The sequence below is a fragment of the Klenkia terrae genome, from assembly GCF_900491935.1.
Taxonomy (GTDB): domain Bacteria; phylum Actinomycetota; class Actinomycetes; order Mycobacteriales; family Geodermatophilaceae; genus Klenkia; species Klenkia terrae.
Genome location: NZ_UEXK01000004.1, coordinates 2,411,420 through 2,436,179 on the forward strand (window position 1 = coordinate 2,411,420; position 24,760 = coordinate 2,436,179).

General features: G+C 70.8%; 18 protein-coding genes and 3 rRNA genes. 15 read left to right on the plus strand and 6 right to left on the minus strand.

What is annotated here, in order from left to right:
* Nucleotides 1–40 precede the first annotated feature (40 nt).
* A complete protein-coding gene (locus tag LFA75_RS12260) occupies nucleotides 41–862 on the minus strand; it encodes a PHP domain-containing protein (RefSeq protein ID WP_225233918.1) in 822 nt (273 codons plus the stop codon).
* Nucleotides 863–942: 80 nt separating this feature from the next.
* On the opposite strand from LFA75_RS12260, the gene LFA75_RS12265 reads away from it, so the two are divergent.
* From LFA75_RS12265 to rrf, 5 genes are all read left to right on the plus strand, one after another.
* Entirely contained in the window at nucleotides 943–3,183 is a 2,241-nt protein-coding gene (locus tag LFA75_RS12265) for a RecQ family ATP-dependent DNA helicase (RefSeq protein ID WP_225233919.1), read from the plus strand.
* A gap of 98 nt (nucleotides 3,184–3,281) precedes the next feature.
* On the plus strand, nucleotides 3,282–3,911 hold the full coding sequence (locus LFA75_RS12270) for an alpha-ketoglutarate-dependent dioxygenase AlkB (protein ID WP_225233920.1): 630 nt from the start codon (nucleotides 3,282–3,284) through the stop codon (nucleotides 3,909–3,911).
* A 520-nt stretch (nucleotides 3,912–4,431) separates the two neighbouring features.
* Nucleotides 4,432–5,951, plus strand: a 16S ribosomal RNA gene (locus LFA75_RS12275).
* 426 nt (nucleotides 5,952–6,377) lie between these two features.
* Nucleotides 6,378–9,515, plus strand: a 23S ribosomal RNA gene (locus tag LFA75_RS12280).
* 147 nt (nucleotides 9,516–9,662) lie between these two features.
* Nucleotides 9,663–9,779: ribosomal RNA gene (rrf, locus tag LFA75_RS12285) — 5S ribosomal RNA — on the plus strand.
* The 16S, 23S and 5S rRNA genes sit together here, the layout of an rRNA operon.
* A 326-nt stretch (nucleotides 9,780–10,105) precedes the next feature.
* Here the strand turns inward: rrf and LFA75_RS12290 are convergent.
* Genes LFA75_RS12290 through LFA75_RS12300 form a run of 3 tightly spaced genes read right to left on the minus strand, consistent with a single transcriptional unit; the run spans nucleotide 10,106 to nucleotide 12,047 of the window.
* On the minus strand, nucleotides 10,106–10,801 hold the full coding sequence (locus tag LFA75_RS12290) for a hypothetical protein (RefSeq protein ID WP_225233921.1): 696 nt from the start codon (nucleotides 10,799–10,801) through the stop codon (nucleotides 10,106–10,108).
* Nucleotides 10,798–11,688 (minus strand): ABC transporter ATP-binding protein, encoded by an 891-nt coding sequence (locus LFA75_RS12295; protein WP_225233922.1) that lies wholly within the window; start codon nucleotides 11,686–11,688, stop codon nucleotides 10,798–10,800. Before LFA75_RS12295 ends, LFA75_RS12290 begins: the two co-directional genes overlap by 4 nt.
* Nucleotides 11,685–12,047 carry a GntR family transcriptional regulator gene (locus LFA75_RS12300; protein WP_225233923.1) on the minus strand — a complete coding sequence of 121 codons (363 nt, stop codon included), beginning with the start codon at nucleotides 12,045–12,047 and terminating at the stop codon, nucleotides 11,685–11,687. Before LFA75_RS12300 ends, LFA75_RS12295 begins: the two co-directional genes overlap by 4 nt.
* A gap of 164 nt (nucleotides 12,048–12,211) precedes the next feature.
* Here LFA75_RS12300 and LFA75_RS12305 point away from each other — a divergent pair, with 164 nt between their 5' ends.
* The 10 genes from LFA75_RS12305 (at nucleotide 12,212) to LFA75_RS12350 (ending at nucleotide 23,087) form a co-directional block, all read left to right on the plus strand.
* On the plus strand, nucleotides 12,212–12,514 hold the full coding sequence (locus LFA75_RS12305) for an urease subunit gamma (protein ID WP_225233924.1): 303 nt from the start codon (nucleotides 12,212–12,214) through the stop codon (nucleotides 12,512–12,514).
* Complete coding sequence (locus LFA75_RS12310; RefSeq protein WP_225233925.1) at nucleotides 12,511–12,870, plus strand: urease subunit beta; 360 nt, start codon at nucleotides 12,511–12,513, stop codon at nucleotides 12,868–12,870. The genes LFA75_RS12305 and LFA75_RS12310 overlap by 4 nt, the downstream gene beginning before the upstream one ends.
* Nucleotides 12,870–14,591 (plus strand): urease subunit alpha, encoded by a 1,722-nt coding sequence (locus LFA75_RS12315; protein ID WP_225233926.1) that lies wholly within the window; start codon nucleotides 12,870–12,872, stop codon nucleotides 14,589–14,591. The genes LFA75_RS12310 and LFA75_RS12315 overlap by 1 nt, the downstream gene beginning before the upstream one ends.
* 1 nt (nucleotide 14,592) lies before the next feature.
* Nucleotides 14,593–15,282, plus strand: coding sequence for an urease accessory protein UreF (locus tag LFA75_RS12320; protein WP_225233927.1), 690 nt, complete (start codon nucleotides 14,593–14,595; stop codon nucleotides 15,280–15,282).
* A gap of 34 nt (nucleotides 15,283–15,316) precedes the next feature.
* A complete protein-coding gene (gene ureG, locus LFA75_RS12325) occupies nucleotides 15,317–16,003 on the plus strand; it encodes an urease accessory protein UreG (protein ID WP_225233928.1) in 687 nt (228 codons plus the stop codon).
* On the plus strand, nucleotides 16,000–16,713 hold the full coding sequence (locus LFA75_RS12330; RefSeq protein WP_225233929.1) for an urease accessory protein UreD: 714 nt from the start codon (nucleotides 16,000–16,002) through the stop codon (nucleotides 16,711–16,713). Before ureG ends, LFA75_RS12330 begins: the two co-directional genes overlap by 4 nt.
* The gene (gene allB, locus LFA75_RS12335; protein WP_225233930.1) at nucleotides 16,710–18,035 is read left to right on the plus strand and encodes an allantoinase AllB; all 1,326 of its coding nucleotides are present in this window, start codon (nucleotides 16,710–16,712) and stop codon (nucleotides 18,033–18,035) included. The genes LFA75_RS12330 and allB overlap by 4 nt, the downstream gene beginning before the upstream one ends.
* On the plus strand, nucleotides 18,032–19,027 hold the full coding sequence (gene alc, locus LFA75_RS12340; RefSeq protein WP_225233931.1) for an allantoicase: 996 nt from the start codon (nucleotides 18,032–18,034) through the stop codon (nucleotides 19,025–19,027). The genes allB and alc overlap by 4 nt, the downstream gene beginning before the upstream one ends.
* 216 nt (nucleotides 19,028–19,243) lie before the next feature.
* The gene (locus tag LFA75_RS12345) at nucleotides 19,244–21,763 is read left to right on the plus strand and encodes an aminotransferase class III-fold pyridoxal phosphate-dependent enzyme (RefSeq protein WP_225233932.1); all 2,520 of its coding nucleotides are present in this window, start codon (nucleotides 19,244–19,246) and stop codon (nucleotides 21,761–21,763) included.
* Between the two features lie 508 nt (nucleotides 21,764–22,271).
* Entirely contained in the window at nucleotides 22,272–23,087 is an 816-nt protein-coding gene (locus LFA75_RS12350; protein ID WP_225233933.1) for an STAS-like domain-containing protein, read from the plus strand.
* Between the two features lie 26 nt (nucleotides 23,088–23,113).
* Here the strand turns inward: LFA75_RS12350 and egtE are convergent, their stop codons facing one another.
* Both egtE and LFA75_RS12360 read right to left on the minus strand, forming a co-directional pair.
* Nucleotides 23,114–24,241, minus strand: a complete 1,128-nt coding sequence (gene egtE, locus LFA75_RS12355; protein WP_225233934.1) for an ergothioneine biosynthesis PLP-dependent enzyme EgtE — start codon at nucleotides 24,239–24,241, stop codon at nucleotides 23,114–23,116.
* Nucleotides 24,242–24,264: 23 nt separating this feature from the next.
* Nucleotides 24,265–24,760 (minus strand): anti-sigma factor (locus tag LFA75_RS12360; RefSeq protein ID WP_225233935.1); only part of this gene is annotated, 496 nt, incomplete at its 5' end.

Below are 24,760 nucleotides of genomic sequence, written 5' to 3' on the forward strand. Positions count from 1 at the left end.
GCCGGGACCCTAGCCGGATTTCTCTTAGCGGTGAAGTACTTCAGCGGCGCCAGAAGTCGAAGCGGTCGCGGCCGGGGCGGAAGCCGGCGGCCTCGACGACGTCGACCGCGAGGTCGAACCGCTGGCCGACCGACGTGGGCACGTGCGCGTCGCTGCCGAAGCTGACCGCCTCGCCGCCCTCGTCGCGGAACCACCGGACCAGCTCCACCGAGGCCAGCGGGCTGGTGGTGTTGACCTCCAGGGCCCGGCCGGTCTCGGCCAGGGCCCGGAAGACCTCCCGGTACTCGGCCTCGAACGGGCGCTCGGCGTACCGGTCGCGCCCCCCGGGCCAGTACCGCCGGGGGTAGTCGACGTGCGCCAGCACCTGGAAGACGTCGCTGGCGCGGACCATCTGGGCCATCTCGGTCAGGTACCGGCGCATGGTGGCGTCGGCGCCGGACCTCGTCAGCATCCGGTTCACCCCGATCAACCGGTTCCCCTCGGTGAGGGAGTGCAGCGACCCCAGGATCCGGTCGACCGGGGCGGCGGCCAGGTGGCGCGCGACGCTCTCGGCGAACAGGTGCGGCTCGCCGGCCTCCACCCCGGACACCACGCGCAGCTCGGGGAACCGGTCGCGGCACTCGGCGATCGAGGCGGCGTAGCCCTCGACGTCGATCGGTCGCTGGTTGGCCGGGTGCCGGTCGACGAGCCCGTCGCGGCTGGCCCGGTCCTCGGCGGCCCAGACGGTGAAGTCCAGGTGCTCGGTGAAGGCCACCGCGGGCAGCCCCACCTGCACGGCCCGCTCGCAGGTCTCCACCATCGAGGCCCAGGGCCCGGTGTCCCACGAGAACTCGGTGTGCACGTGGTTGTCGGGAGGCAGCATCGGGGTCCATCCTCCCCCGTCGTCCACAGGGCGCGCAGGGCGGGCCGGGACTGTCGGACCGGGTGCCTACTGTCGGTCCCATGAGCACCGCTGTGGCCCCCACCGAGATCGCCGACGAGGCGCTCGCGGTCCTCCGTGAGCTCACCGGCCGACCCGATGCGGTCTTCCGCGAGGGGCAGGACTCCGCGGTGTCGGCCCTGGTCGAGCGGCACCAGCGCGCGCTCGTCGTGCAGCGCACCGGGTGGGGCAAGTCGGCGGTCTACTTCGTCTCCACCGCCCTGCTGCGCCGGCGCGGGGCCGGCCCGACGCTGCTGGTCAGCCCGCTGCTGGCGCTGATGCGCGACCAGGTCGCGGCCGCCGCGCGGGCCGGCATCAAGGCGGTGGAGATCTCCAGCGCCAACGCCACCGAGTGGGACGACGTCGCCGCCCGGCTGGCCGCCGACGACGTCGACGTGCTGCTGGTCTCCCCGGAGCGGCTGACCAACCCCCGCTTCCGCGACGAACAGCTGCCCGGCCTGGTCGACCGCTGCGGCCTGCTGGTGGTCGACGAGGCCCACTGCGTCTCCGACTGGGGGCACGACTTCCGGCCCGACTACCGCCGCATCCGCGAGCTGCTGGGCCGCCTCCCGGCCGGCACGCCGGTGCTGGCCACCACCGCGACGGCCAACGAGCGGGTGGTCGAGGACGTCGCCGAGCAGCTGGGGTCGGGGGGCGTCGAGGTCACCACCGTGCGCGGTCCGCTGGCCCGGGACTCGCTGCGGCTGGGGGTGCTCCGGCTGCCCACCGACCGGGCGAGGCTGGGCTGGCTGGCCGCCCACCTGGAGGAGCTGCCGGGCAGCGGGATCGTCTACACGCTCACCGTGGCCGCGGCCGAGGAGACCGCGGCGCTGCTGCGCGACGCAGGTCACGACGTGCGCGCCTACACCGGCCGACTGGACGACGCCGACCGCAAGGACGCCGAGGAGGCGCTGCGGGAGAACCGGGTGAAGGCCCTGGTCGCCACCTCGGCGCTGGGCATGGGCTTCGACAAGCCCGACCTGGGCTTCGTGGTCCACCTGGGGGCGCCGTCGTCGCCGGTCAGCTACTACCAGCAGGTGGGTCGTGCCGGCCGTGCGGTGGAGCACGCGGACGTGCTGCTGCTCCCCGGGCCGGAGGACCTGGCGATCTGGCAGTGGTTCGCCACGTCCTCCATGCCCCGGGAGGACCACGCCGCGGCGGTGCTGACCGCAATGGCCGACGGCAAGGCGTGGTCGGTGGCCCGCCTGGAGACCGTCGCCGACGTCCGCCGGTCCCGCCTCGAGCTGCTGCTCAAGGTGCTGTCGGTCGACGGCGCGGTGGAGCGGGTCCAGGGCGGGTGGCGGTCGACCGGGGTGCCCTGGGTCTACGACGCCGACCGGTACGCCCGGGTCACCCGCACCCGGGAGGCCGAGCAGCGGTCGATGATCGCCTACGCCCGCCCCGTCGACGAGGCCGTCTGCCGCATGGCGTTCCTGCAGGAGGCCCTCGACGACCCCACCGCGGCACCCTGCGGTCGGTGCGACGTCTGCGCCGGCCCCTGGTACCCGACCGACATCCCGGCCGGCGCGGCCGAGGCGGCGAACGCCCGGCTGGACCGGCCCGGTGTGGAGCTGCCTCCCCGGGCGCAGTGGCCGACCGGCGCCGACCGGCTCGGCGTCGAGGTCAAGGGCAAGATCGCCCCGGGCGACCAGGTGCTGACCGGCCGGGCGGTCGCCCGGTTGACCGACCTGGGCTGGGGCCAGCGGTTGCGCACCCTGCTCGGGGACGACGGCGTCGGAGGGGTGGCCAGCCTGGCCGAGGACCTCGAGGCGCCCTCGATCGAGGAGGACCCCGACGCCGCCTTCGACGTCTCCCACCGGGTGATCCGGCCCGGGGTGGCCTCCGACGCCCCACCCACCGACGAGCTGATGGCCGCGTGCGCCCGGGTGCTGGGTGCCTGGGACTGGGCCGACCGTCCCGCCGCCGTGGTCGCCGTCCCGTCCCGCCGCCGGCCGGCGCTGGTCTCGGGTGTGGCCCAGGGGCTCGCCCGGCTGGGGCGGCTGCCCTACCTGGGGGAGCTGGAGCTGCAGCACGGCGGCCCCACCGGCGGCCCCGGCGGCAACTCCGCCTTCCGGCTCGCCGGGGTCTGGCAGCGGATCGTGGTCGGGGACGAGCTGCGCGGCCGGCTGGCCGACCTGACCGGCCCGGTCCTGCTGGTGGACGACCTGGCCGACTCCCGGTGGACGGTCACGGTGGCCGGGCGTGAGCTGCGGCGCGCCGGGGCCTCGGGCGTGCTCCCGTTCGTGCTGGCCCTGTCCGCCTAGCTCAACTGTCCACAGGGTTCCGCACACCTGTTCGAAACCCGACTCGGTTCTCCACAGGGTTTCGCACACCTGTTCGAAACTTCTCGTAGGCTGCGGGCATGACCGTGGTGCACCAGCCCTCGATGTGGGACGTCGCCGAGACCGCGTCGCTCGCCGCCCTGCCGGGGCGCGTCACCCGGCGCGATCTCGACCGCGGGGCGTGGGTGGACCACCTCCCCGGGTGGGTGCATGGCTCCGACGAGGTGCTCGAGGTCCTGCTCGGGGACATCGGCTGGCGCGCCGACCGGCGGCAGATGTACGACCGCGAGGTGGCCGTCCCCCGGTTGCTCCGCTGGTACGCCGGCGGCGAGACGCTGCCGCACCCGCTCCTGGGGCAGGCGCGCGCCGACCTCGACGCGCACTACCTCCCCGAGCTCGGGGAGCCGTTCGTCAGTGCGGGGATGTGCCTGTACCGGGACGGCCGGGACTCCGTGGCCTGGCACGGCGACCGCATCGGCCGCGGTCGGAGCCAGGACACGATGGTCGCCATCGTCTCGTTCGGCTCGCCCCGGGCGCTGATGCTCCGACCGGTCGGTGGCGGCGCCTCGGTCCGCTTCACCCTTGGGCACGGGGACCTCGTCGTCATGGGTGGCAGTTGCCAGCGCACCTGGGAGCACTGCATCCCGAAGACCAGCAAGCCGGTCGGCCCCCGGGTGAGCGTGCAGTTCCGCCCCCGCGGGGTCGCCTGAACCACCCATATGCCCTGCTGAGCGCCGCGTGCGGGGCTGGCCGGCCGGGTCGTGGACCCCCCTGCGGGGACCCCCCTGCAGACCCCTCTCAGAGGCGTGTATGGTTCTCCATGCACCGCGAAACACCGGCAAGGCTGAGAGGCCGAACCGCGAGCCAGACCCCCCGGGGTTGACGAGCTCGGATCGTGGAGTAACGTGCAGCAGCCGCCTGATGACGAAGGCCTCCGGGTCTGAGTGTCAGCGCGTCCGCTCCTTGAGAACTCAACAGCGTGCCGAAAGTCAGTGCCATATGTTTGATCCCCACTCCTCTCGGGGGGTGGGTGTTGGGTTGATTGATATCGAGAGTGCCAACTCTTGGTTCTCGGCCNCTGAGTGTCAGCGCGTCCGCTCCTTGAGAACTCAACAGCGTGCCGAAAGTCAGTGCCATATGTTTGATCCCCACTCCTCTCGGGGGGTGGGTGTTGGGTTGATTGATATCGAGAGTGCCAACTCTTGGTTCTCGGCCTTGGATCGAAATTCATCTACGGAGAGTTTGATCCTGGCTCAGGACGAACGCTGGCGGCGTGCTTAACACATGCAAGTCGAACGATGAAGCCAGCTTGCTGGTGGATTAGTGGCGAACGGGTGAGTAACACGTGGGCAACCTGCCCTCAGCTCTGGGATAACTCCAAGAAATTGGTGCTAATACCGGATATTCATTCAGCCTCGCATGGGGTTGTGTGGAAAGTTTTTCGGCTGGGGATGGGCCCGCGGCCTATCAGCTTGTTGGTGGGGTGATGGCCTACCAAGGCGACGACGGGTAGCCGGCCTGAGAGGGTGACCGGCCACACTGGGACTGAGACACGGCCCAGACTCCTACGGGAGGCAGCAGTGGGGAATATTGCGCAGTGGGCGGAGGCGTGACGCAGCGGCGCCGCGTGAGGGAGGACGGCCTTCGGGTTGTAAACCTCTTTCAGCAGGGACGAAGCGAAAGTGACGGTACCTGCAGAAGAAGCACCGGCCAACTACGTGCCAGCAGCCGCGGTAATACGTAGGGTGCAAGCGTTGTCCGGAATTATTGGGCGTAAAGAGCTCGTAGGCGGTTTGTCGCGTCGGCTGTGAAAGCCCGGAGCTCAACTCCGGGTCTGCAGTCGATACGGGCAGACTTGAGTGTTGCAGGGGAGACTGGAATTCCTGGTGTAGCGGTGAAATGCGCAGATATCAGGAGGAACACCGGTGGCGAAGGCGGGTCTCTGGGCAACAACTGACGCTGAGGAGCGAAAGCGTGGGGAGCGAACAGGATTAGATACCCTGGTAGTCCACGCCGTAAACGTTGGGCGCTAGGTGTGGGGGCCATTCCACGGTCTCCGTGCCGCAGCTAACGCATTAAGCGCCCCGCCTGGGGAGTACGGCCGCAAGGCTAAAACTCAAAGGAATTGACGGGGGCCCGCACAAGCGGCGGAGCATGTTGCTTAATTCGATGCAACGCGAAGAACCTTACCTAGGCTTGACATGTGCGGAAATCCTCCAGAGATGGTGGGTCCGTAAGGGTCGCACACAGGTGGTGCATGGTTGTCGTCAGCTCGTGTCGTGAGATGTTGGGTTAAGTCCCGCAACGAGCGCAACCCTCGTTCCATGTTGCCAGCACGTCATGGTGGGGACTCATGGGAGACTGCCGGGGTCAACTCGGAGGAAGGTGGGGATGACGTCAAATCATCATGCCCCTTATGTCTAGGGCTGCAAACATGCTACAATGGCCGGTACAAAGGGCTGCGATACCGCGAGGTGGAGCGAATCCCAAAAAGCCGGTCTCAGTTCGGATTGGGGTCTGCAACTCGACCCCATGAAGTTGGAGTCGCTAGTAATCGCAGATCAGCAACGCTGCGGTGAATACGTTCCCGGGCCTTGTACACACCGCCCGTCACGTCACGAAAGTCGGTAACGCCCGAAGCCGGTGGCCCAACCCCTTGTGGGAGGGAGCCGTCGAAGGCGGGATCGGCGATTGGGACGAAGTCGTAACAAGGTAGCCGTACCGGAAGGTGCGGCTGGATCACCTCCTTTCTAAGGAGCACTGGCCGGCGCATGTCCATGGGGTTCCTCCTGTGGGTGTCCGGTCCAGAGTCACGCCCACGCCGATGACGTCGCCAGGTCTTCTGGTGGCGCGAAGTGTGTGGGGTGTCGCTCACGGGTGGAACACTGACCAGTTCGACCGATCGGTCGTCATCGGCCCCAAGTACAGCCAGCTTGCTGGTGGGAACGGGGGTGGGGACGGTTGAGGGGTTGTAGGCACGCTGTTGGGTCCTGAGGGAGCGGACCCGATGCCCACCGGAAGGTGGGGATTGGGGTATGCGATCTCGTACGGGGCCTGCCTGTCCGTCACATCAGCCCGGTTGCGGGTGTTGGTGGTGGGTGTGGGGTGGGTGGTCGTTCGTTCTTTGAGAACTGCACAGTGGACGCGAGCATCTTGTAGTGATTGTTTGTTTGTGTGTTCAAGTTGTTAAGGGCGCACGGTGGATGCCTTGGCACCAGGAGCCGATGAAGGACGTAGGAGGCTGCGATAAGCCTCGGGGAGCTGTCAACCGAGCGTTGATCCGAGGATTTCCGAATGGGGGAACCCCGCACCAGTCATGTGGTGTGACCCGCGCCTGAATATATAGGGCGTGTGGAGGGAACGTGGGGAAGTGAAACATCTCAGTACCCACAGGAAGAGAAAACAACCGTGATTCCGTGAGTAGTGGCGAGCGAAAGCGGATGAGGCTAAACCATGTGCATGTGATAGCCGGCAGGCGTTGTGCATGTGGGGTCGTGGGACGCATCTTGATCCTTCTGCCGAAGGTTCGGGGAGTCAGAAAAGTGTTGTGTTAGTGGAAGGCCTCTGGAAGGGGTCGCCATAGAGGGTGAGAGCCCCGTACACGAAAACGCGCACTCTCCTTTGATGTGTTCCCAAGTAGCACCGAGCTCGTGAAATTCGGTGTGAATCTGGCGGGACCACCCGCTAAGCCTAAATACTCCCTGGTGACCGATAGCGGACAAGTACCGTGAGGGAAAGGTGAAAAGTACCCCGGGAGGGGAGTGAAATAGTACCTGAAACCGTGTGCCTACAAGCCGTGAGAGCCTTATGCGCATTCGTGCGTGGGGGTGATTGCGTGCCTTTTGAAGAATGAGCCTGCGAGTTAGCGGTACGTGGCGAGGTTAACCCGTGTGGGGTAGCCGTAGCGAAAGCGAGTCCGAATAGGGCGTTCCAGTCGCGTGCTCTAGACCCGAAGCCGAGTGATCTACCCATGGCCAGGTTGAAGCGCGGGTAAGACCGCGTGGAGGACCGAACCCACTTCGGTTGAAAACGGAGGGGATGAGCTGTGGGTAGGGGTGAAAGGCCAATCAAACTCGGTGATAGCTGGTTCTCCCCGAAATGCATTTAGGTGCAGCGTCACGTGTTTCTTGCCGGAGGTAGAGCACTGGATGGTCTAGGGGCCCCACAAGGTTACTGAAATCAACCAAACTCCGAATGCCGGTAAGTGAGAGCGTGGCAGTGAGACTGCGGGCGATAAGGTTCGTAGTCGAGAGGGAAACAGCCCAGATCATCAGCTAAGGCCCCTAAGCGTGTGCTAAGTGGAAAAGGATGTGGAGTCGCAGTGACAACCAGGAGGTTGGCTTAGAAGCAGCCACCCTTGAAAGAGTGCGTAATAGCTCACTGGTCAAGTGATTCCGCGCCGACAATGTAGCGGGGCTCAAGCACACCGCCGAAGCTATGGCATTCACGCAATAGCCTGCTCCTCGATCAAGGTCGTTGAGCCAGGTGTGTGGATGGGTAGGGGAGCGTCGTGTGGCGATGGAAGCGGCGGAGTGATCCAGCCGTGGACGCCACACGAGTGAGAATGCAGGCATGAGTAGCGAAAGGGGAGTGAGAAACTCCCCCGCCGGATGACCAAGGGTTCCTGGGCCAGGCTAATCCGCCCAGGGTGAGTCGGGACCTAAGGCGAGGCCGACAGGCGTAGTCGATGGACAACGGGTTGATATTCCCGTACCCGCGAAAGAGCGTCCATGCTGAACCCAGCGATGCTAACCATCTGAAGCTCCGTGACTGCTGCCCTTCGGGGTGGTGGCGTGTGGGTGGAACGTGGGACCCGGACTGGTAGTAGGCAAGCGATGGGGTGACGCAGGAAGGTAGTCCTACCGGTGAGTGGTAGTACCGGTGCAAGGGTGTGGCCCGTGGAATAGGCAAATCCGTTCCGCAATAGGGTGAGGCCTGACGCATAGCCGAATGAGGCGAATGGGATGATCCTATGCTGCCGAGAAAAGCCTCTAGCGAGCTCTGAGCGGCCCGTACCCCAAACCAACTCAGGTGGTCAGGTAGAGAATACCAAGGCGATCGAGCGAACTGTGGTTAAGGAACTCGGCAAAATGCCCCCGTAACTTCGGGAGAAGGGGGGCCATTCACTGTCATCACCCTTGCGGTGGGCAGCGGTGGGTGGCCGCAGAGACCAGTGAGAAGCGACTGTTTACTAAAAACACAGGTCCGTGCGAAGTCGAAAGACGATGTATACGGACTGACGCCTGCCCGGTGCTGGAACGTTAAGGGGACGGGTTAGCTCTTTTAGGGCGAAGCTCAGAACTCAAGCGCCAGTAAACGGCGGTGGTAACTATAACCATCCTAAGGTAGCGAAATTCCTTGTCGGGTAAGTTCCGACCTGCACGAATGGCGTAACGACTTCTCAGCTGTCTCAACCACAGGCTCGGCGAAATTGCACTACGAGTAAAGATGCTCGTTACGCGCGGCAGGACGGAAAGACCCCGGGACCTTCACTATAGCTTGATATTGGTGTTCGGTTCGGTTTGTGTAGGATAGGTGGGAGACTGTGAAGCGGGCACGCCAGTGTTCGTGGAGTCGTCGTTGAAATACCACTCTGGTCGAATTGGATGTCTAACCTCGGTCCGTGATCCGGATCAGGGACAGTGTCAGGTGGGTAGTTTAACTGGGGCGGTTGCCTCCCAAAATGTAACGGAGGCGCCCAAAGGTTCCCTCAGCCTGGTTGGCAATCAGGTGTCGAGTGCAAGTGCACAAGGGAGCTTGACTGTGAGACCGACGGGTCGAGCAGGAGCGAAAGCTGGGACTAGTGACCCGGCACCGGCATGTGGAAGCGGTGTCGCTCAACGGATAAAAGGTACCCCGGGGATAACAGGCTGATCTTCCCCAAGAGTCCATATCGACGGGATGGTTTGGCACCTCGATGTCGGCTCGTCGCATCTTGGGGCTGGGGTCGGTCCCAAGGGTTCGGTTGCTCTCCCATCCATGCGGTACGCGCGCCGGGTTGAGAACGTCGTGAGACAGTTCGGTCCCTATCCGCCGTGCGCGTAAGAGACTTGAGAAGAGCTGTCCCTAGTACGAGAGGACCGGGACGGACGAACCTCTGGTGTGCCAGTTGTTCCGCCAGGAGCACTGCTGGTTGGCTACGTTCGGCAGGGATAACCGCTGAAAGCATCTAAGCGGGAAGCTCGCTTCAAGATGAGGTCTCTCACCCCTTGTGGGTTAAGGCCCCCGCCCAGACCAGCGGGTTGATAGGCCGGAGGTGGAAGCACAGCAATGTGTGGAGCTGACCGGTACTAATAGGCCGAGGACTTGACTCACCTCAAACATTCACGCAATCAGCAAGATCTTGTCTCGCGTCCACTGTGCGGTTCTGAAAGAACGGACACACCTCGTGTGTGCTCCACAGACCGCCCCACCAGCATCCCTTTGACCGGGTGCGCTCGGGGTGGAAACTTTCACAGCGTTACGGCGGTCATGGCGAGAGGGAAACGCCCGGTCTCATTCCGAACCCGGAAGCTAAGCCTCTCAGCGCCGATGGTACTGCCCGGGGGACTGGGTGGGAGAGTAGGACGCCGCCGGACACCATTCCCGAAACGGGGTCACAGCATCTGCTGTGGCCCCGTTTCGTGCATTCAGGACCAAGAGGACCCATGGTCCATTCGCCGTGGCGGCCGGCAGTTCGATGGGCCCCGGGTCTCGGCGTCATGGCGGCGAGCGCCTACGTCCAGGAGGCGCGCTGCGGACCGACGATGTCCCACGCGTCACCAGCTGCCCTCAGCTGAGGCCGTAGGCGGTTTCGTCGGTGACGATGCAGGCCGCTGGCGCCTGCACCGAACCGGTCCCGGGGCCGGAACGCCGAGAGCCGGCCCGTGGGGACGGACCGGCTGACGGGGGCGGAGCAGAGTGCTCAGGGGACGGCGCGACGCAGGCCCAGGAAGCTGGCACCGGCGACGAGGAGCGCCACCACCGCGGGTCCCACGAGCAGCAGGGCCACGACCGAGGTGTCCAGGAAGAAGGACCCCACAGCGGGCCAACCGCCGCGCCACGTGATGAGGGCGACCGCGGCGCCGCCGGCGAGCAGCAGCACGATGCCCAGGGTCCACATCCCGATCTGCCCCCAGCGCTTGAGCACGACCCCCAGGCCGACGCCCAGCGATGCGGCCAGGAACATCGGGGCGGCGAACACGAGGACCTGCAGCGCCGGGTTGCCCACGTCCACCGGCCCGGGCGCCCAGAACGACAGCCCCAGACCCCAGCCGCCCGTGCCGTTCTCCACCAGGGTCAGCAGCGTGAGCAGCACCCCGTAGCCGAGGGACTGCACGGCGGCCGCGAGCAGCGTGCCCAGGTAGAACGTGCGCCGGCTCAGGCTGAGCCCCAGCGCCATCGGGAACAGCTGGGTGACCGCCTGCAGGAAGACGATGGCGACGGTGACGTAGAGGGAGATGATCCCGCCGGTCCCGCCCTCGTCGCGGGCGTCGGCCGGCAGCGCCGCCCAGACGACCAGGTTGATGGCGAAGCTCGAGCCGACCACCACCCACGGGATGCCGAGGGCGATGAGCGCGTGCACGGCGTGCAGCCGCGCGGCGACCAGGGTCCGGTTCATCGGGAGACCTCCTGCAGGGTGTCGGTGGTGCGGCTCATGGCGACGACGAGCTGCTGCAGCGACGTCGGTTCGGGGGTCAGCCCGGCGGAGGCGGCGGCTGCGTGGTCGGCCGGTCCGGCGACCTCCACGACCGCGCGGGTGAAGGCGCCGATGCCGTCGGAGTGCAGCACCCGCCGCCCGGCGGTGAAGCCGGCGACCGCGGCGGTCGGCCCCGACACGGTCAACGCCCTCCCCCGGAGCGTCTCGGCGTCCTCGTCGAGCAGGACCCGGCCGTGGTCGATGAGCAGCACGTGCTCGAGCAGGTCGCCGATCTCCTCGATGAGGTGCGTGCTGAGCACGATGGTGCGGGGCTGCTCGGCGTAGTCGGCGATGAGCCGGTCGTAGAACTGCTGGCGGGCCACGGCGTCCAGACCCAGGTACGGCTCGTCGAAGAACGTGAGCGGGGCCCGCGAGGCCAGCCCCACGACGATGCCGACCATGGAGGTCATCCCCCGGGACAGCTTCTTCACCGCGCGGCGTCGGGGCAGGTCGAACTCGGCGACCAGGTCGCGGGCGACGTCGTCGTCCCACCCCGGGAACAGCATGGCGGCGCTGCTGAGCACGTCGCACACGCGGAAGTGGTCCGGGTAGCGCTGGCTCTCCTTGACGAAGCAGATGCGGCTCAGCGCCGCGTCGTTCTCGTAGGGGTCGGCGCCGAAGACCCGAACGCGTCCCGAGGTGGGTACGCGGTGCCCGGTCAGCAGCTGCATGAGCGTGGTCTTGCCGGCGCCGTTGCGGCCCAGCAGTCCGGTGATGCAGTCCTCCTGCAGGGTGGCCGTGACGCCGTCGACGGCGGTCTGGCCGCGGAAGCGCATCGTGACGTCGTCCAGGGTGGCGGCGGCGGTCATGCCTGGTCCTTCCGTTCCTCGATCATGGCGGCGAGCTCGGGGCCGGAGATGCCGAGCTTGGCGGCCTCGGTGAGCAGGGGGACGACGTACTGGGTGGCGAACTCGGTGCGGCGGCGGGCCAGCAGCTGGTCGCGCGCGCCGGGGGACACGAACATCCCGACTCCTCGTCTCTTGTGGAGGACCCCGTCGTCGACCAGCCGGTTGAGGCCCTTGGCCGCCGTCGCGGGGTTGATGCGGTGGAAGGCAGCCAGCTCGTTGGTCGAGGGCGCCTGGCTGTCCTCGGCGAGGGAGCCGTCGACGATCGCGTTCTCCACCTGGGCCGCGATCTGGCGGAAGATCGGGCCGCCGTCCTCGTTCACGCCGACCGGGCGCGGTTCGGGCGAGCCGGGTAGCTCGTTGGTTCGTTACTCATGTAGCGAACCATAGAAGTGCCGAGCCTCTCGGCGCAAGAGGGGGATGGGCAACACGCCTGTCACACCCCCGGGCTAGCGTCCCGGGCACCGACGACGGAGGGCGGACAGCGGTGCACCTGACCCCGCACGAGCAGGAACGGCTGCTGCTCAGCTATGCCGCCGAGCTGGCCCGCAGGCGGCAGGCCCGGGGCCTGAAGCTCAACCTCCCGGAGGCCACCGCGCTGGTCAGCGACCACGTGCTGGAGGGCGCCCGGGACGGCGTCCTGGTCACCGAGCTCATGCAGAGCGGGCGCACCGTGCTCTCCCGCGACGACGTCATGGACGGCGTGCCCGAGATGCTCGAGGAGGTGCAGGTGGAGGCGACCTTCCCGGACGGGACCAAGCTGGTGACCGTCCACCACCCCATCCCGTGAGCGCCAGCGAACGGGATCATCGAGCGGGGCCCGCGAGCGGGGACCTGCACGGGGCCGTGCCCGGCGAGGTCATCCCGGCCGAGGGCTGGATCGAGACCCTGCCCGGCGTGCCGCGGGTCGAGCTCGAGGTGGTCAACAGCGGCGACCGGCCGGTCCAGGTCGGCTCGCACTTCCACTTCGCCCAGACCAACACCGCGCTCGTCTTCGACCGCGCCGCCGCGCACGGTCACCGCCTCGACATCGCCGCCGGCACCGCGGTCCGGTTCGAGCCGGGCATCGAGCAGACCGTCGTCCTCGTCCCGTTGGCCGGCGCCCGCGTCGTCCCCGGGCTGACCGCAGAAGGGGGTCTGGGCTGATGGTCCGGTTGTCCCGCGAGCGCTACGCGCAGCTGTACGGCCCGACCACCGGCGACCGGATCCGGCTGGCCGACACCGACCTGCTGATCGAGGTCACCGAGGACCGCTCCGGCGGGCCTGGCCTGGCCGGCGAGGAGGCGGTCTTCGGCGGCGGCAAGGTCATCCGGGAGTCGATGGGCCAGGGTCGGGCGACCCGGGCCGAGGGTGCCCCCGACCTGGTCATCACCGGCGCGGTCGTGCTCGACCACTGGGGCGTGGTCAAGGCCGACGTCGGCATCCGCGACGGCCGGATCGTGGCGCTGGGCAAGGCCGGCAACCCCGACACCATGGACGGCGTCCACCCCGACCTGGTCATCGGCCCGGCCACCGAGGTGCTCGCCGGCAACGGCAAGATCCTCACCGCCGGCGGCATCGACTGCCACGTGCACTTCATCTGCCCGCAGATCGTGCCCACCGCGCTGGGGTCCGGCGTCACCACGCTGATCGGCGGCGGCACGGGTCCGGCCGAGGGCTCCAAGGCCACCACGATCACCCCCGGCGACTGGTACCTGGCCCGGATGCTCGAGTCGATGGACGTCTGGCCGGTGAACGTCGCGCTGCTCGGCAAGGGCAACACCGTCTCGCACGCCTCCCTGGAGGAGCAGCTGCGGGCCGGGGCCAGCGGCTTCAAGCTGCACGAGGACTGGGGCTCCACCCCGGCGGCGATCGACGCCGCGCTCACCGTCGCCGGCCGGCACGGCGTGCCGGTCGCGCTGCACTCGGACACCCTCAACGAGGCCGGGTTCGTCGAGGACACCCTGGCCGCGATCGCCGGCCGGAGCATCCACGCCTACCACACCGAGGGGGCCGGGGGCGGGCACGCACCGGACATCATCACCGTCGCCGGGCACCCGAACGTGCTGCCCAGCAGCACGAACCCGACCCGGCCGCACACCGTGAACACCCTCGACGAGCACCTCGACATGCTCATGGTCTGCCACCACCTGGACAGCTCGGTGCCCGAGGACCTCGCGTTCGCCGAGAGCCGGATCCGGCCCACGACGATCGCCGCCGAGGACCTGCTGCACGACCTGGGCGCGATCTCGATGATCGGCTCGGACGCCCAGGCGATGGGCCGGGTCGGTGAGGTGGTGATGCGCACCTGGCAGACCGCGCACGTGATGAAGCGCCGCCGCGGGTCGCTGGCCGGGGACGGCGCGGCGGACAACGCCCGGGCCCGCCGCTACGTCGCCAAGTACACGATCTGCCCGGCGGTCGCGCACGGCATCGACGGCGAGGTCGGCTCGGTGGAGCCGGGCAAGCTGGCCGACCTGGTGCTGTGGGACCCGAAGACCTTCGGGGTCCGGCCGCACGTCGTGCTCAAGGGCGGGATGATCGCCTGGGGCCAGATGGGCGACGCCAACGCCTCCATCCCGACGCCGCAGCCGGTCTACCCGCGACCGATGTTCGGCGCCTACGGCAAGGTCCCGGCGCAGACCTCGCTGCACTTCGTGGCCCAGGCCGCCCTCGACGCCGGGCTCCCCGACCGGTTGGCCGTCGACCGCCGGCTGGTGGCGGTCACCGACACCAGCCGGCTGGGCAAGGCCGACATGCCGGAGAACACCGCGCTGCCCGACATCCGGGTCGACCCGGACACCTTCACGGTGTCCGTCGATGGCGAGGTGTGGGAGCCCGAGCCGGTCGCCGAGCTGCCCATGGCCCAGCGCTACTTCCTGTTCTGAGATGACCGCAGCCCTGCTCGCGCTCGCCGACTCCCGGTTGCCGGCCGGTGGCCACACGCACTCCGGCGGCGTGGAGCAGGCCATCGCCGCCGGCGTGGTGTCCGACCCGCGCAGCCTGGAGACCTTCCTCCGCCGGCGGCTGACCACCTCGGGCAGCACGGCGGCCGGTCTGGCCGCGGCCGCCTGCCGCACCGCCGGCGGGCCGCGGACCGGTGCGGCCCCCGCGCCGGCTGGGGACCGGGTCGCGGCGCTCCGCGCGCTGGACAGGGAGGCCGAGGCGCGGACGCCGTCCCCGGCGCTGCGGGCGGCCTCCCGGCAGCAGGGCCGCGGGCTGGTCCGGGTCGGCCGCCGGGCCTGGCCCGACCCGGTGTGGGACGACCTGCCAGCCCACCCGCACCACCCGCTCGCCCTGGGGGTGGCCGCCGCGGTGGCCGGCCTGGCCCCGGGCGACGCCGCCGCCGCGGCGGCCTACCTGTCCATCACCGGTCCGGCCACGGCGGCCCAGCGGCTGCTGGCGATGGACCCGATCACCGTCGCCGTGGTGACCGCCCGCCTGGGCGACGCCGTCGACGAGGTGTCCGCCGCCGCCGTGCCCGACGCCGACGGCTGGCTGCCGGCCGGCACCGACCCCCTCCTGGACCTGCTCGCCGAGGTGCACGCCGACCGGACGGACCGGTTCTTCGCTTCCTGAACCCGCCCCGAACCCCCTGACGACTGGAGCTCCCGTGCCGCCTGACCACGTCCTGGACGACTACGTGGACCCCTACGACGACCCGGCTGCCCGCGGCCACCGGCACGGCCCGCTGCGGGTGGGCCTGGGCGGTCCGGTGGGCTCGGGCAAGACGGCGCTGGCCGCGGCCCTGTGCCGCACGCTGGGGCAGGAGTACGACCTCGCCGTCGTCACCAACGACATCTACACGACCGAGGACGCCGACTTCCTGCGCCGCAACGCCGTGCTGCCCGACGACCGGATCGAGGCGGTGCAGACCGGCTGCTGCCCGCACACCGCCATCCGCGACGACATCACCGCCAACCTGGACGCCGTAGAGCTGCTGGAGGGCCGCCACCCCGGCCTCGAGCTGGTGCTCGTGGAGTCCGGCGGGGACAACCTCACCGCCTCGTTCAGCTACGGCCTGGTCGACGTGCAGATCTTCGTGGTCGACGTGGCCGGCGGGGACAAGGTGCCGCGCAAGGGCGGCCCCGGGGTCACCGCCTCGGACCTGCTCGTGGTGAACAAGACCGACCTGGCACCGCTGGTCGGGGCCGACCTGGACGTCATGCGCCGGGACTCCGCCGCCGTCCGCGCCGGGAAGCCGACCTTCCTGATCTCCCTGCGCGAGGACCCCGCCGCCACGGAGGTGGCCGACTGGGTGCGGGCCCAGGTCCGGGCCCGGGTGGCCGCGCACGCGTGAGGACGCTGGTCGAGGTGGTCGCCCGGGCCGGACCGGGCGGCCGCACCGTGCTGCCCGTCGTCCGGGCCAGCGGGCAGCTCGCCGTGCGGCGCACCGGGCCGACGACGGTGCACCTGGTGGCGACCGCGTTCGGGCCGCTGGGCGGGGACGACGCCGTGGTCCGGCTGGTCGTCGAGGCCGGCGCCCGGCTGGCCGTGCGCACGGTGGCCGCCGCCGTCGTGCTCCCGGCCCGGGGGGAGTCCCCGCCGTCGGTGCAGCGGGTGCACGCCGAGGTCGCCGGTGTGCTGGACCTGCAGCCCGAGCCCACCGTCGTCACCGCCGGCGCCCACCACCGGGCGGTGCTGCACGCCGAGCTGGACGAGGACGCCGAGCTGACCGCCGCGGAGCTGGTCCAGCTGGGGCGCACCGGCGAGGAGCCCGGCCGCTGGACCGGGACGACCCGGGTGACGCGGGCCGGCGTCCCGGTGCTGCACACCACCGTGGCGCTGGGACCCGGCGCCGCGGCCTGGCTGCCGCCGGTGGCGCCCCGGGCGTGGGCGAGCACCGTGCACCTCGGGCGGGCCGCGGCCCGGGTGACCGGCGAGGACGCGGTCCGGCTGCCGCTGGACCGTGGTTGGGTGGCCTCGGCCTGGGGTGACCGGCTCGCCGGCACCCGGGCCGGGCTGGCCCTGCTGGAGGGCGTGCCACCGGTCGAGGAGGTCCTGTCGTGATCGTCCGTGCCCGCCGCGTCGTGCTGCCCGAGGGCGAGCGGCCGGCCGCCGTCCACGTCGAGGACGGCCGGATCACCGCGCTGACCGCCTTCGACGACGCCCCGGACGACGCCACCACGCTCGAGGACGACGAGGTGCTGCTGCCGGGGCTGGTCGACAGCCACGTGCACGTGAACGACCCCGGCCGCACCGAGTGGGAGGGGTTCGCCAGCGCGACCCGCGCGGCCGCGGCCGGGGGCATCACCACGATCGTGGACATGCCGCTGAACTCGATCCCGCCGACCACCAGCCGCGCGGGCCTGGCGGCCAAGCGGGCCGTCGCGCAGGGGCAGGTGTCCGTCGACGTCGCCTTCTGGGGCGGGGCGGTGCCCGGCAACGCCGGTGAGCTGCGGCCGATGCTCGAGGCCGGGGTGGTGGGGTTCAAGTGCTTCCTGCTCGACAGCGGGGTGCCCGAGTTCCCGCCGCTGGACGACGCCGGGCTGCGCACCGCGCTGGCCGAGCTGGCTGCCGTCGACGGGCTGCTCATCGCGCACTGCGAGGACGAGGAGACCATCGCCGCCGCCCCGGACCCGACCGGGCGCAGCTACGCGGGCTTCCTGGCCTCGCGCCCGCCCGCGGCCGAGGAGACGGCCATCGCGCGCCTGGTCGCCGCCGCGGCCGACACGGGCGCCCGGGTGCACGTGGTCCACCTGGCCGACGGGGGTGCGCTGCCGCTGCTGCGCCGGGCCCGGGCCGACGGCGTGCGGATCACCGTCGAGACCTGCCCGCACTACCTGACCTTCGCCGCCGACGAGGTGCCCGACGGCGACACCGCGTTCAAGTGCTGCCCGCCGATCCGGGAGGCCGCCCACCGCGAGGCCCTGTGGCAGGCCCTGGCCGACGGCGACGTCGACCTGGTCGTGAGCGACCACTCGCCGTGCACCCCGGCGCTCAAGCGCCTCGACGTCGGGGACTTCGGGCTCGCCTGGGGCGGCATCGCCGGTCTCCAGGTCACCCTGCCCGCGGTGTGGACCGGCGCCCGCGCCCGCGGGATGGCGCTGACCCGGGTCGTGGAGCTGATGTCGGCCGCGCCGGCCGCGCTGGCCGGGCTGTCGGCCAAGGGCGCGATCGCCGTCGGTCGGGACGCCGACCTGGTCGCCTTCGCCCCCGACGCCACCGCGACCGTGGGCCGGCTGCAGCACAAGAACCCGGTCACCCCCTACGCCGGGCGCGAGCTCACCGGGGTGGTCCGCCGGGTCTGGCTGCGCGGCGAGGTGCTCGACGGCGGGCCGCCGCGGGGTCGACTGCTCGACCGGGACCCCTCTGCCAGGGTGAGGGGGTGACCGCACCGGACTGGACCCAGCTGCCCGACCTCGCGAACCGGGCCCAGGGCGGTGCAGTGGTCGCGGCCAACGACGAGTTCTTCGCCGCGCGGGAGAACCTGGTGCTGCCCTGGCCGGCGGTCGCCCGGCCGGACTTCGGGCACAAGGGCAAGGAGTACGACGGCTGGGAGACCCGGCGCCGCCGCGAGCCGGGCGAGGACTGGGCCGTCGTGCGGCTGGGCATGCCCGGCGTGGTCGCCGGGGTCGTCGTGGACACCGCGTTCTTCCTGGGCAACTACCCGCCCCAGGCCTCCGTGCAGGCCGCTGCGGTCGACGGCCACCCGTCGGTCGCCGAGCTGGCCGCCGCGGACTGGCAGCCGCTGCTGGACCGGGTCGACCTCGCCGGGGGCACCGCCAACGCCTTCGCCGTCGAGCCGGGCCGGCGGGTCACCCACGTGCGGCTGACCATCCACCCCGACGGCGGGGTGGCCCGCTTCCGGGTGCACGGCACCGCCGTCCCCGACCCCCGGTTCCTCGACGCCGGCCCGTTCGACCTGGCCGCGCTGGAGAACGGCGGGCGGGGGACCGCGGTCAGCAACGCCTTCTACGGCAGCCCGCACCAGCTGCTGGGCCGCGGCGACGCCGCGAACATGGGCGGCGGGGGGGAGAACGCCCGGCGCCGCGACGGGGGCAACGACTGGGTCGACGTGCAGCTGGCCTGCGAGGGCGTGGTCGCGGTGGCCGAGCTGGACACCTCCTGGTTCCTGGGCAACGCGCCGGGGTCCGCGGCGCTGACCGGGCGGACCGCCGACGGCACCGAGGTCGAGCTGCTGCCCCGCACCCCGCTGCAGCCCGACACCCGGCACCGGTTCCTGGTGCCCGACGCCCCGGGGGTGGTCGCCGTCCGGCTGGACGTCTTCCCCGACGGCGGCATGGCCCGGCTGCGGTTGTGGGGCCGCGCGACCGACGCCGGTCGGGCGGCGCTGCAGCGCGCGGTCGACGATCCTCGCTGACGGGTTGCGACACGCCATCGTTCAGTAGATCACCGAGCGTGATCGATCGGCGTCTCCTCGCAGGTGGTGACGGTCGGCACCACCGATCGGGTGACGGACGGTCACGAGAGGGGGAACACCCTTCCTGATCTGACTGCGGAGCGTCACGATCATGGGGTGATCGGCTCCCCAGTACGTGCAGCACACCCGTCCGGACCGGCCGGATACCGCGACCACGTGAACCCGCCGCTGGCCCGGCTGCTGGGCGCGCTGGCGCTGGACGTCACCTTCACCGGCGGCTCGGGGACGACGCTCACCGACGCGGCCGGCCGCAGCTACCTGGACTTCGCCGGCGCCTACGGGGCGCTGCCCTTCGGGCACAACGACCCGGCCATCTGGGCGGCCGTGGCCGCCGTCCGGGACACCGGCGAGCCGTCCTTCGTGCAGCCGTCGGTGCCGGCCGCGGCCGGTGAGCTGGCCGCCCGGCTGGTCGAGCTGGCCCCCGCCGGGCTGGACCGCGTCACCTTCGCCAACAGCGGCGCCGAGGCGGTCGAGGCGGCGATCAAGATCGCCCGCTCGGCCACCGGTCGGCTGCTGGTGCTGGCCACCACCATGGGCTTCCACGGCAAGACCCTGGGCGCGCTCTCGGCCACCGGCCGGCCGGACTACCAGGCCGGTTTCGGCGCCCCCGCCACCGGCTTCGACTGGGTGGCCTGGGGCGACCTGGCCGCCATGCGCGACCGGATGGCCGCTGCCGAGGACCGCGTCGCCGCGGTCCTGGTGGAGCCCATCCAGGGCGAGGGCGGGGTCCGCGAGGCCCCGGCCGGCTACCTGGCAGGGCTGCGGGAGCTGTGCGACGAGTTCGGCGCGCTCCTCGTGCTCGACGAGGTGCAGACCGGCCTGGGCCGCACCGGTGAGCTGTTCGGCTGCACCGCCGACGGCGTGGCCCCCGACGTCCTCACGCTGGCCAAGGCCCTGGGCGGCGGGCTGGTGCCGATCGGTGCCGTGCTCAGCCGGTCCGCGCTGACCACCGAGTCGTTCGCCCTGCGGCACACCTCGACGTTCGCCGGCGGCACGTTGGCCTGCCGCGTCGGCCTGGCGACGCTGGACCGGCTCACCGCCGACGGCCTGCTGGAGGGCGTGCGGGCCCGCGGCGCGCAGCTCCGCGACGGCCTGGAGGCCCTGGGACGGCGGTACCCGCAGGTCGTCACCGACGTCCGCGGCCGCGGCCTGCTCCTGGGCCTGGAGCTGTCGGACTCCCTCGACCTGGCCGGGGACCAGGGCCTGGTCGGTGCCCTGGCCGACGGCGGCAACCTGCCCCTCGCCGTGACCAGCTACCTGCTGCAGGTCGAGGGCATCCGGGTCGCCCCGACGCTGTTCGGCCACCGGGTGCTGCGGGTCGAGCCCGCGCTGACGGTGTCCGCCGCCGAGTGCGACCGGCTGCTGGCCGCGCTGGACCGAGCGCTGGCCCTGGTCGCCGTCGGGGACACCGCCCGGCTCCTCGGTCACCTGGTCGGCGTCCCGGCCGCCGAGGTCCCCGGCCCGCGGAACCGCCCGCTGGACCGCGCCCGGCGGCCCTCCCGCCCCGAGCGCGGTGCCGCCCGGTTCGGCTTCGTCGTGCACCCCACCGACGACGCGGGTCTGGCCGACTTCGACACCTCGCTGTGGGCGCTGCCGGCCGACCGCCGGTCCGCGCTCATGCAGCGCTTCCAGGCCGCGGCCTCCGAGCTCAACCCGCTCACGCTCACCGTCGGCAGCGGCACGGTGCGGTCGGCCGAGGGGGTCGAGGTGTCCGGCGAGCTGATCGCGGTGCCCTACACCGCGGCGCACCTGCTGGCCCTGCCCGGCCCGCGGGCGGTGGCGGCGATCCAGGCCGCCGTCGACCTGTCCGTCGAGCGCGGCGCACAGCTGGTCGGGCTGGGTGCCTACACCTCCATCGTCACCCGCAACGCCGTCCGGCTGCGGCCCTCGCCGGTCCCGGTCACCACCGGCAACGCCTTCACCTCCGCCGCCGCGCTCCGCGCGGTCCGGCGGGCCGCCGACGAGCGCGGGCTGGACCTGGCGGGGGCGACCGTCGCGGTCGTCGGGGCCGGTGGGTCGATCGGCCGGGCGCTGTCCACCGCGCTGGCCGGCGAGGTGGACCGGTTGCTGCTGGTCGGCCGGCCGGGCACGACGACCCGCCGGCTGGAGCAGACCGCGGTGCAGGTGCAGGCCGCCCTCGACGCGCACCCCGGGCGGGTGACCGCGGTCGAGCTGAGCACCGACGCCCGGGCCGCGGCCCGCCGCGCCGGTGTGGTCATCACCGCCAGCTCGTCGCCCGAGGCGCTGCTCGGGGCCGACGACCTCGCGCCGGGGGCGATCGTCTGCGACGTCTCCCAGCCGACGAACATCACCCCCGGGGTGGTCGCCGCCCGCCCGGACGTCGCCGTCTTCGCCGGCGGGCTGATCGAGATCCCGGCCGGGTCGGACTTCGACATGCGCTACGGGCTGCCGGCCGGGGTCACCTTCGCCTGCCTGGCCGAGACGATCCTGCTGTCCTTCGTGCAGGCCACCGAGCCCGACCGGCTGCCGGGCCTGCTCAGCGTCGGGGAGACCCTGGACCCGCGGGCGCTGCGCGAGCTGGGGGAGCTGGCCGACCGGCACGGCGTCCGGCTCGCCGACCTGCGGACGACGCCGCCGGCACCCGCCGCCCCCGTCGTCCCCGGCCCGCGGGTCGAGCTGCACGCCTTCGGCACCCGCCGCCTGCACCCGGTCTGACCCGGCTGTCCTGAGCCTTGCCGCAGGGCGAGCCACCACGTGGATCTCTGCCGCGCGGAGGATTCCGGGTGTCACAGCCGAGGTCAGCCCCGGACTGATGCTCCAGACTTGTCGCGGCCACGTGGAGCACCAGGACAGCCACGCAGGCCTCAAGTCTTGAACTCGGGATCCTTGAGAACCTTCCTCGACGATGAGGTTCTCGGGCCCCGCAGCTCGCAGAATCTCCTGAATACTGGAGATTCCGGGTTGCTCGCGCATGCAGAAATCTGCGATCTACCGTAGATTCTTATCTGTGGGTCGACTCGTACGTATCGGAGACATCAGCCGAGAGTTCGGGCTGTCGCTGTCCCAGATCCGGCAGATGGCTGATTCGGGCACGCTACCGGCGGAACGCTCGCCTGGAGGCCATCGAGTTTTCGATCCCGGAGCGGTGCGGAGCGCTCTTGCACGGACGTCTCTGCAGGTCCCTGTCGGGGCTCGATGGTCAGCGCCGACGTGGGCCCGCGAGGTGGCGATCCCCGGTGTGCGGGAGGACGCCATCTGGCGAGAGTTCGCGTCGGATGCACAGGATCAACTCGGCACAGAAGCTCGGTCGATCGTCAGCTATGCACTTACCGAGATGCTCAACAATGCCCTGGACCACTCGCAGGGGAGCAAGGTCGTCGTGTCCGCCTGGTTGGGACGAGTCGAATCCCGTTTCGAGATCCGGGACAACGGCCGAGGGGCGCTTTCTCACATCCGCGACGTCTTCGGCCTCGACGACCTGTACGACGCCTTGGCTGAGCTCACGAAGGGCAAGACGACGACGGACCCTGAACGGCACACAGGCGAAGGAATCTTCTTCACGTCCAAGGCGGTCGACATCTTCACGCTGGAGTCGGAGGGCATCGCCTGGACGGTGGACAACGTCCGTCAGGACCAGGCTGTCGGTTTGAGCGACGTAACGGCCGGGACCCGTATTCGTTGGGAGCTGGACCCGGCGACCACGCGGGCGCTCATCGATGTCTTCAAGGAGTACACCGACGACGACCACGTGTTCAGCACAACGAAGACGACGGTCCGGTTGTTCGGGTTCGGCGTCCGCTTCGTCAGTCGGTCCGAGGCTAAGCGGCTCCTCCGAGGCCTAGAGCGCTTCTCCCGCATCAGGGTCGACTTCTCCGGTGTCGAAGAAGTGGGTCAGGGCTTCGTGGACGAGGTATTCCGGGTCTGGCCGGCTCAGAACGACGGAATCGTGATGGAAGCTGTAGGGATGGAAGGTCCGGTGGAGTTCATGGTCCGTCGGGGGCTGCCGCCGTCCCGGCGGACCGCAGCTCGAGACGAATAGATCCGCCGTCCACATGCGCCGATTGATCAGCCGGGCAGGTCGGTCACACTCGACCGCAGTGCCGAGGCCAGCACCTGGATCTCCGCCTCGGTGACGTCCAGGTGCGGCGAGACCCGCAGCACCGGCTCGGTCAGCTCGCCGGGCGCCCGGGCGGGCAGGCACAGGGTGGTGACGATGCCGTGCTCGGCGCGCAGCCGGGCGTGGGTGTCGGCGACGTCCGGCCCGGCCAGGGTGGTGGCGGCGGTCGGCTCGTCCACCGGCTCCACCACCCGCCAGCCGGGCACCTCGGCGAGCTGCTCGCGCACGGCCCGGCCGATGCCGGCCAGCCGGGTGCGGACGGCGGCCGGCCCGGCGGCCAGGTGCTCGCCGATCGCCAGCACCAGGCCGACCCGGCCGGCGACGTGGGCGTCGTGCGTCTCGTAGGACAGCGCGTCGGTCGGGTCGCCCTGCACCGGGGTGAGCCCGGCCCGGAACGCCGGTCGGGTGACCAGGAAGCCCACGCCGCGCGGGCCGGCCAGCCACTTGCGGGAGGTGCCGTAGACGACGTCGGCGGGGATGTCGCAGTCGACCTGGCCCAGCGCCTGGGCGGCGTCCACCAGCAGCGGCACCCCGGTGGCCCGGCACAGGCGAGACACCTCGACCCACGGCTGGACGACGGCGCGGTGGCTGGCGACCGCGGTCAGGTGCACCGCGGCGGGCGGGTCGCTGCGCAGCAGCCGGCCCAGCGCCTCGACGTCCACCCGGCCCAGCTCGTCGGCGGCCAGGACCTGCGCAGTGAGCCCGTGGTGGGCCAGCGCGGCGAGGTTGCCGTGGTACTCCCCGGGCACGACAGCGACCCGGGACCCGGCCGGTGGGCGCCAGGCGTCGAGCAGGATGCGGATCGACGACGACGCGCTCTCGGTGAACGAGACGTCGGCGGCGGCCATGCCGACCAGCCCGGCGAGCACCGACCGGCCCTGCTGCAGCAGCATCCCGGCGGACTCCTCGGCGTAGTAGCCGCCGACCTCCGCCTCGTGCCGCGCGTGGTGGGCGACGGCGTCCAGCACCTTCACCGACTGCCGGCTGCACGCCGCGGAGTCCAGGTGGACGCCGGCCGGCCGGGGCCGGGCGGCCCGCCAGGCCGCGCCGAGGTCGGGGAGGGGGAGGTCGCTCACCCGGCCATCTTCCCGGTACCGGCTCAGGTGAGCGCGCCCCGGGCCACCGAGTCGGTCGAGTGCGCGGGGTCGCCGTCCAGCGGCTCGCGGGAGACGTCGACGGTGCCGTAGGCGGCCAGGTCCACCCCGGCCGGCACCGGGAACCGGCCGCTGCCGCTCTCCAGCACGCCCAGGGCCACGGCCCCGGAGTCGGTGCCCAGCAGCCACACCTCGTAGAAGCCGTCGCCGGCCGGCGGCGTGGGCAGGTCGACCTGCAGCTCGAGCTCGCCGTCCCGGTCCAGCAGCACGGCGGCGCCGGTGTCGGACCACCCGGGCAGGGGCTCCAGGTCCGCGGCGGCGGCGACGGTCTCGGCCGGCTCCGTCTGGCGGACGGCGACGGCACCGAGGCCGGCCCCGACCAGCAGGCTCGCCGGGACCGCCACGGCGGTCGCCCAGCGCGGACGGCGCCGGCCCCGGCTCTTATAAACATCTGACGGCGCCGAGGGAACCCCGTGGGTAGAGTGGCGGAGGCAGCGGGGG

Coding starts and splice junctions, on each gene's coding strand:
- LFA75_RS12320 (WP_225233927.1), top strand. CDS start 14,593: ATGACCGCAGCCCTGCTCGCGCTCGCCGACTCCCGGTTGCCGGCCGGT.
- LFA75_RS12295 (WP_225233922.1), bottom strand. CDS start 11,688: ATGACCGCCGCCGCCACCCTGGACGACGTCACGATGCGCTTCCGCGGC.
- LFA75_RS12315 (WP_225233926.1), top strand. CDS start 12,870: ATGGTCCGGTTGTCCCGCGAGCGCTACGCGCAGCTGTACGGCCCGACC.
- LFA75_RS12260 (WP_225233918.1), bottom strand. CDS start 862: ATGCTGCCTCCCGACAACCACGTGCACACCGAGTTCTCGTGGGACACC.
- LFA75_RS12265 (WP_225233919.1), top strand. CDS start 943: ATGAGCACCGCTGTGGCCCCCACCGAGATCGCCGACGAGGCGCTCGCG.
- LFA75_RS12290 (WP_225233921.1), bottom strand. CDS start 10,801: ATGAACCGGACCCTGGTCGCCGCGCGGCTGCACGCCGTGCACGCGCTC.
- LFA75_RS12270 (WP_225233920.1), top strand. CDS start 3,282: ATGACCGTGGTGCACCAGCCCTCGATGTGGGACGTCGCCGAGACCGCG.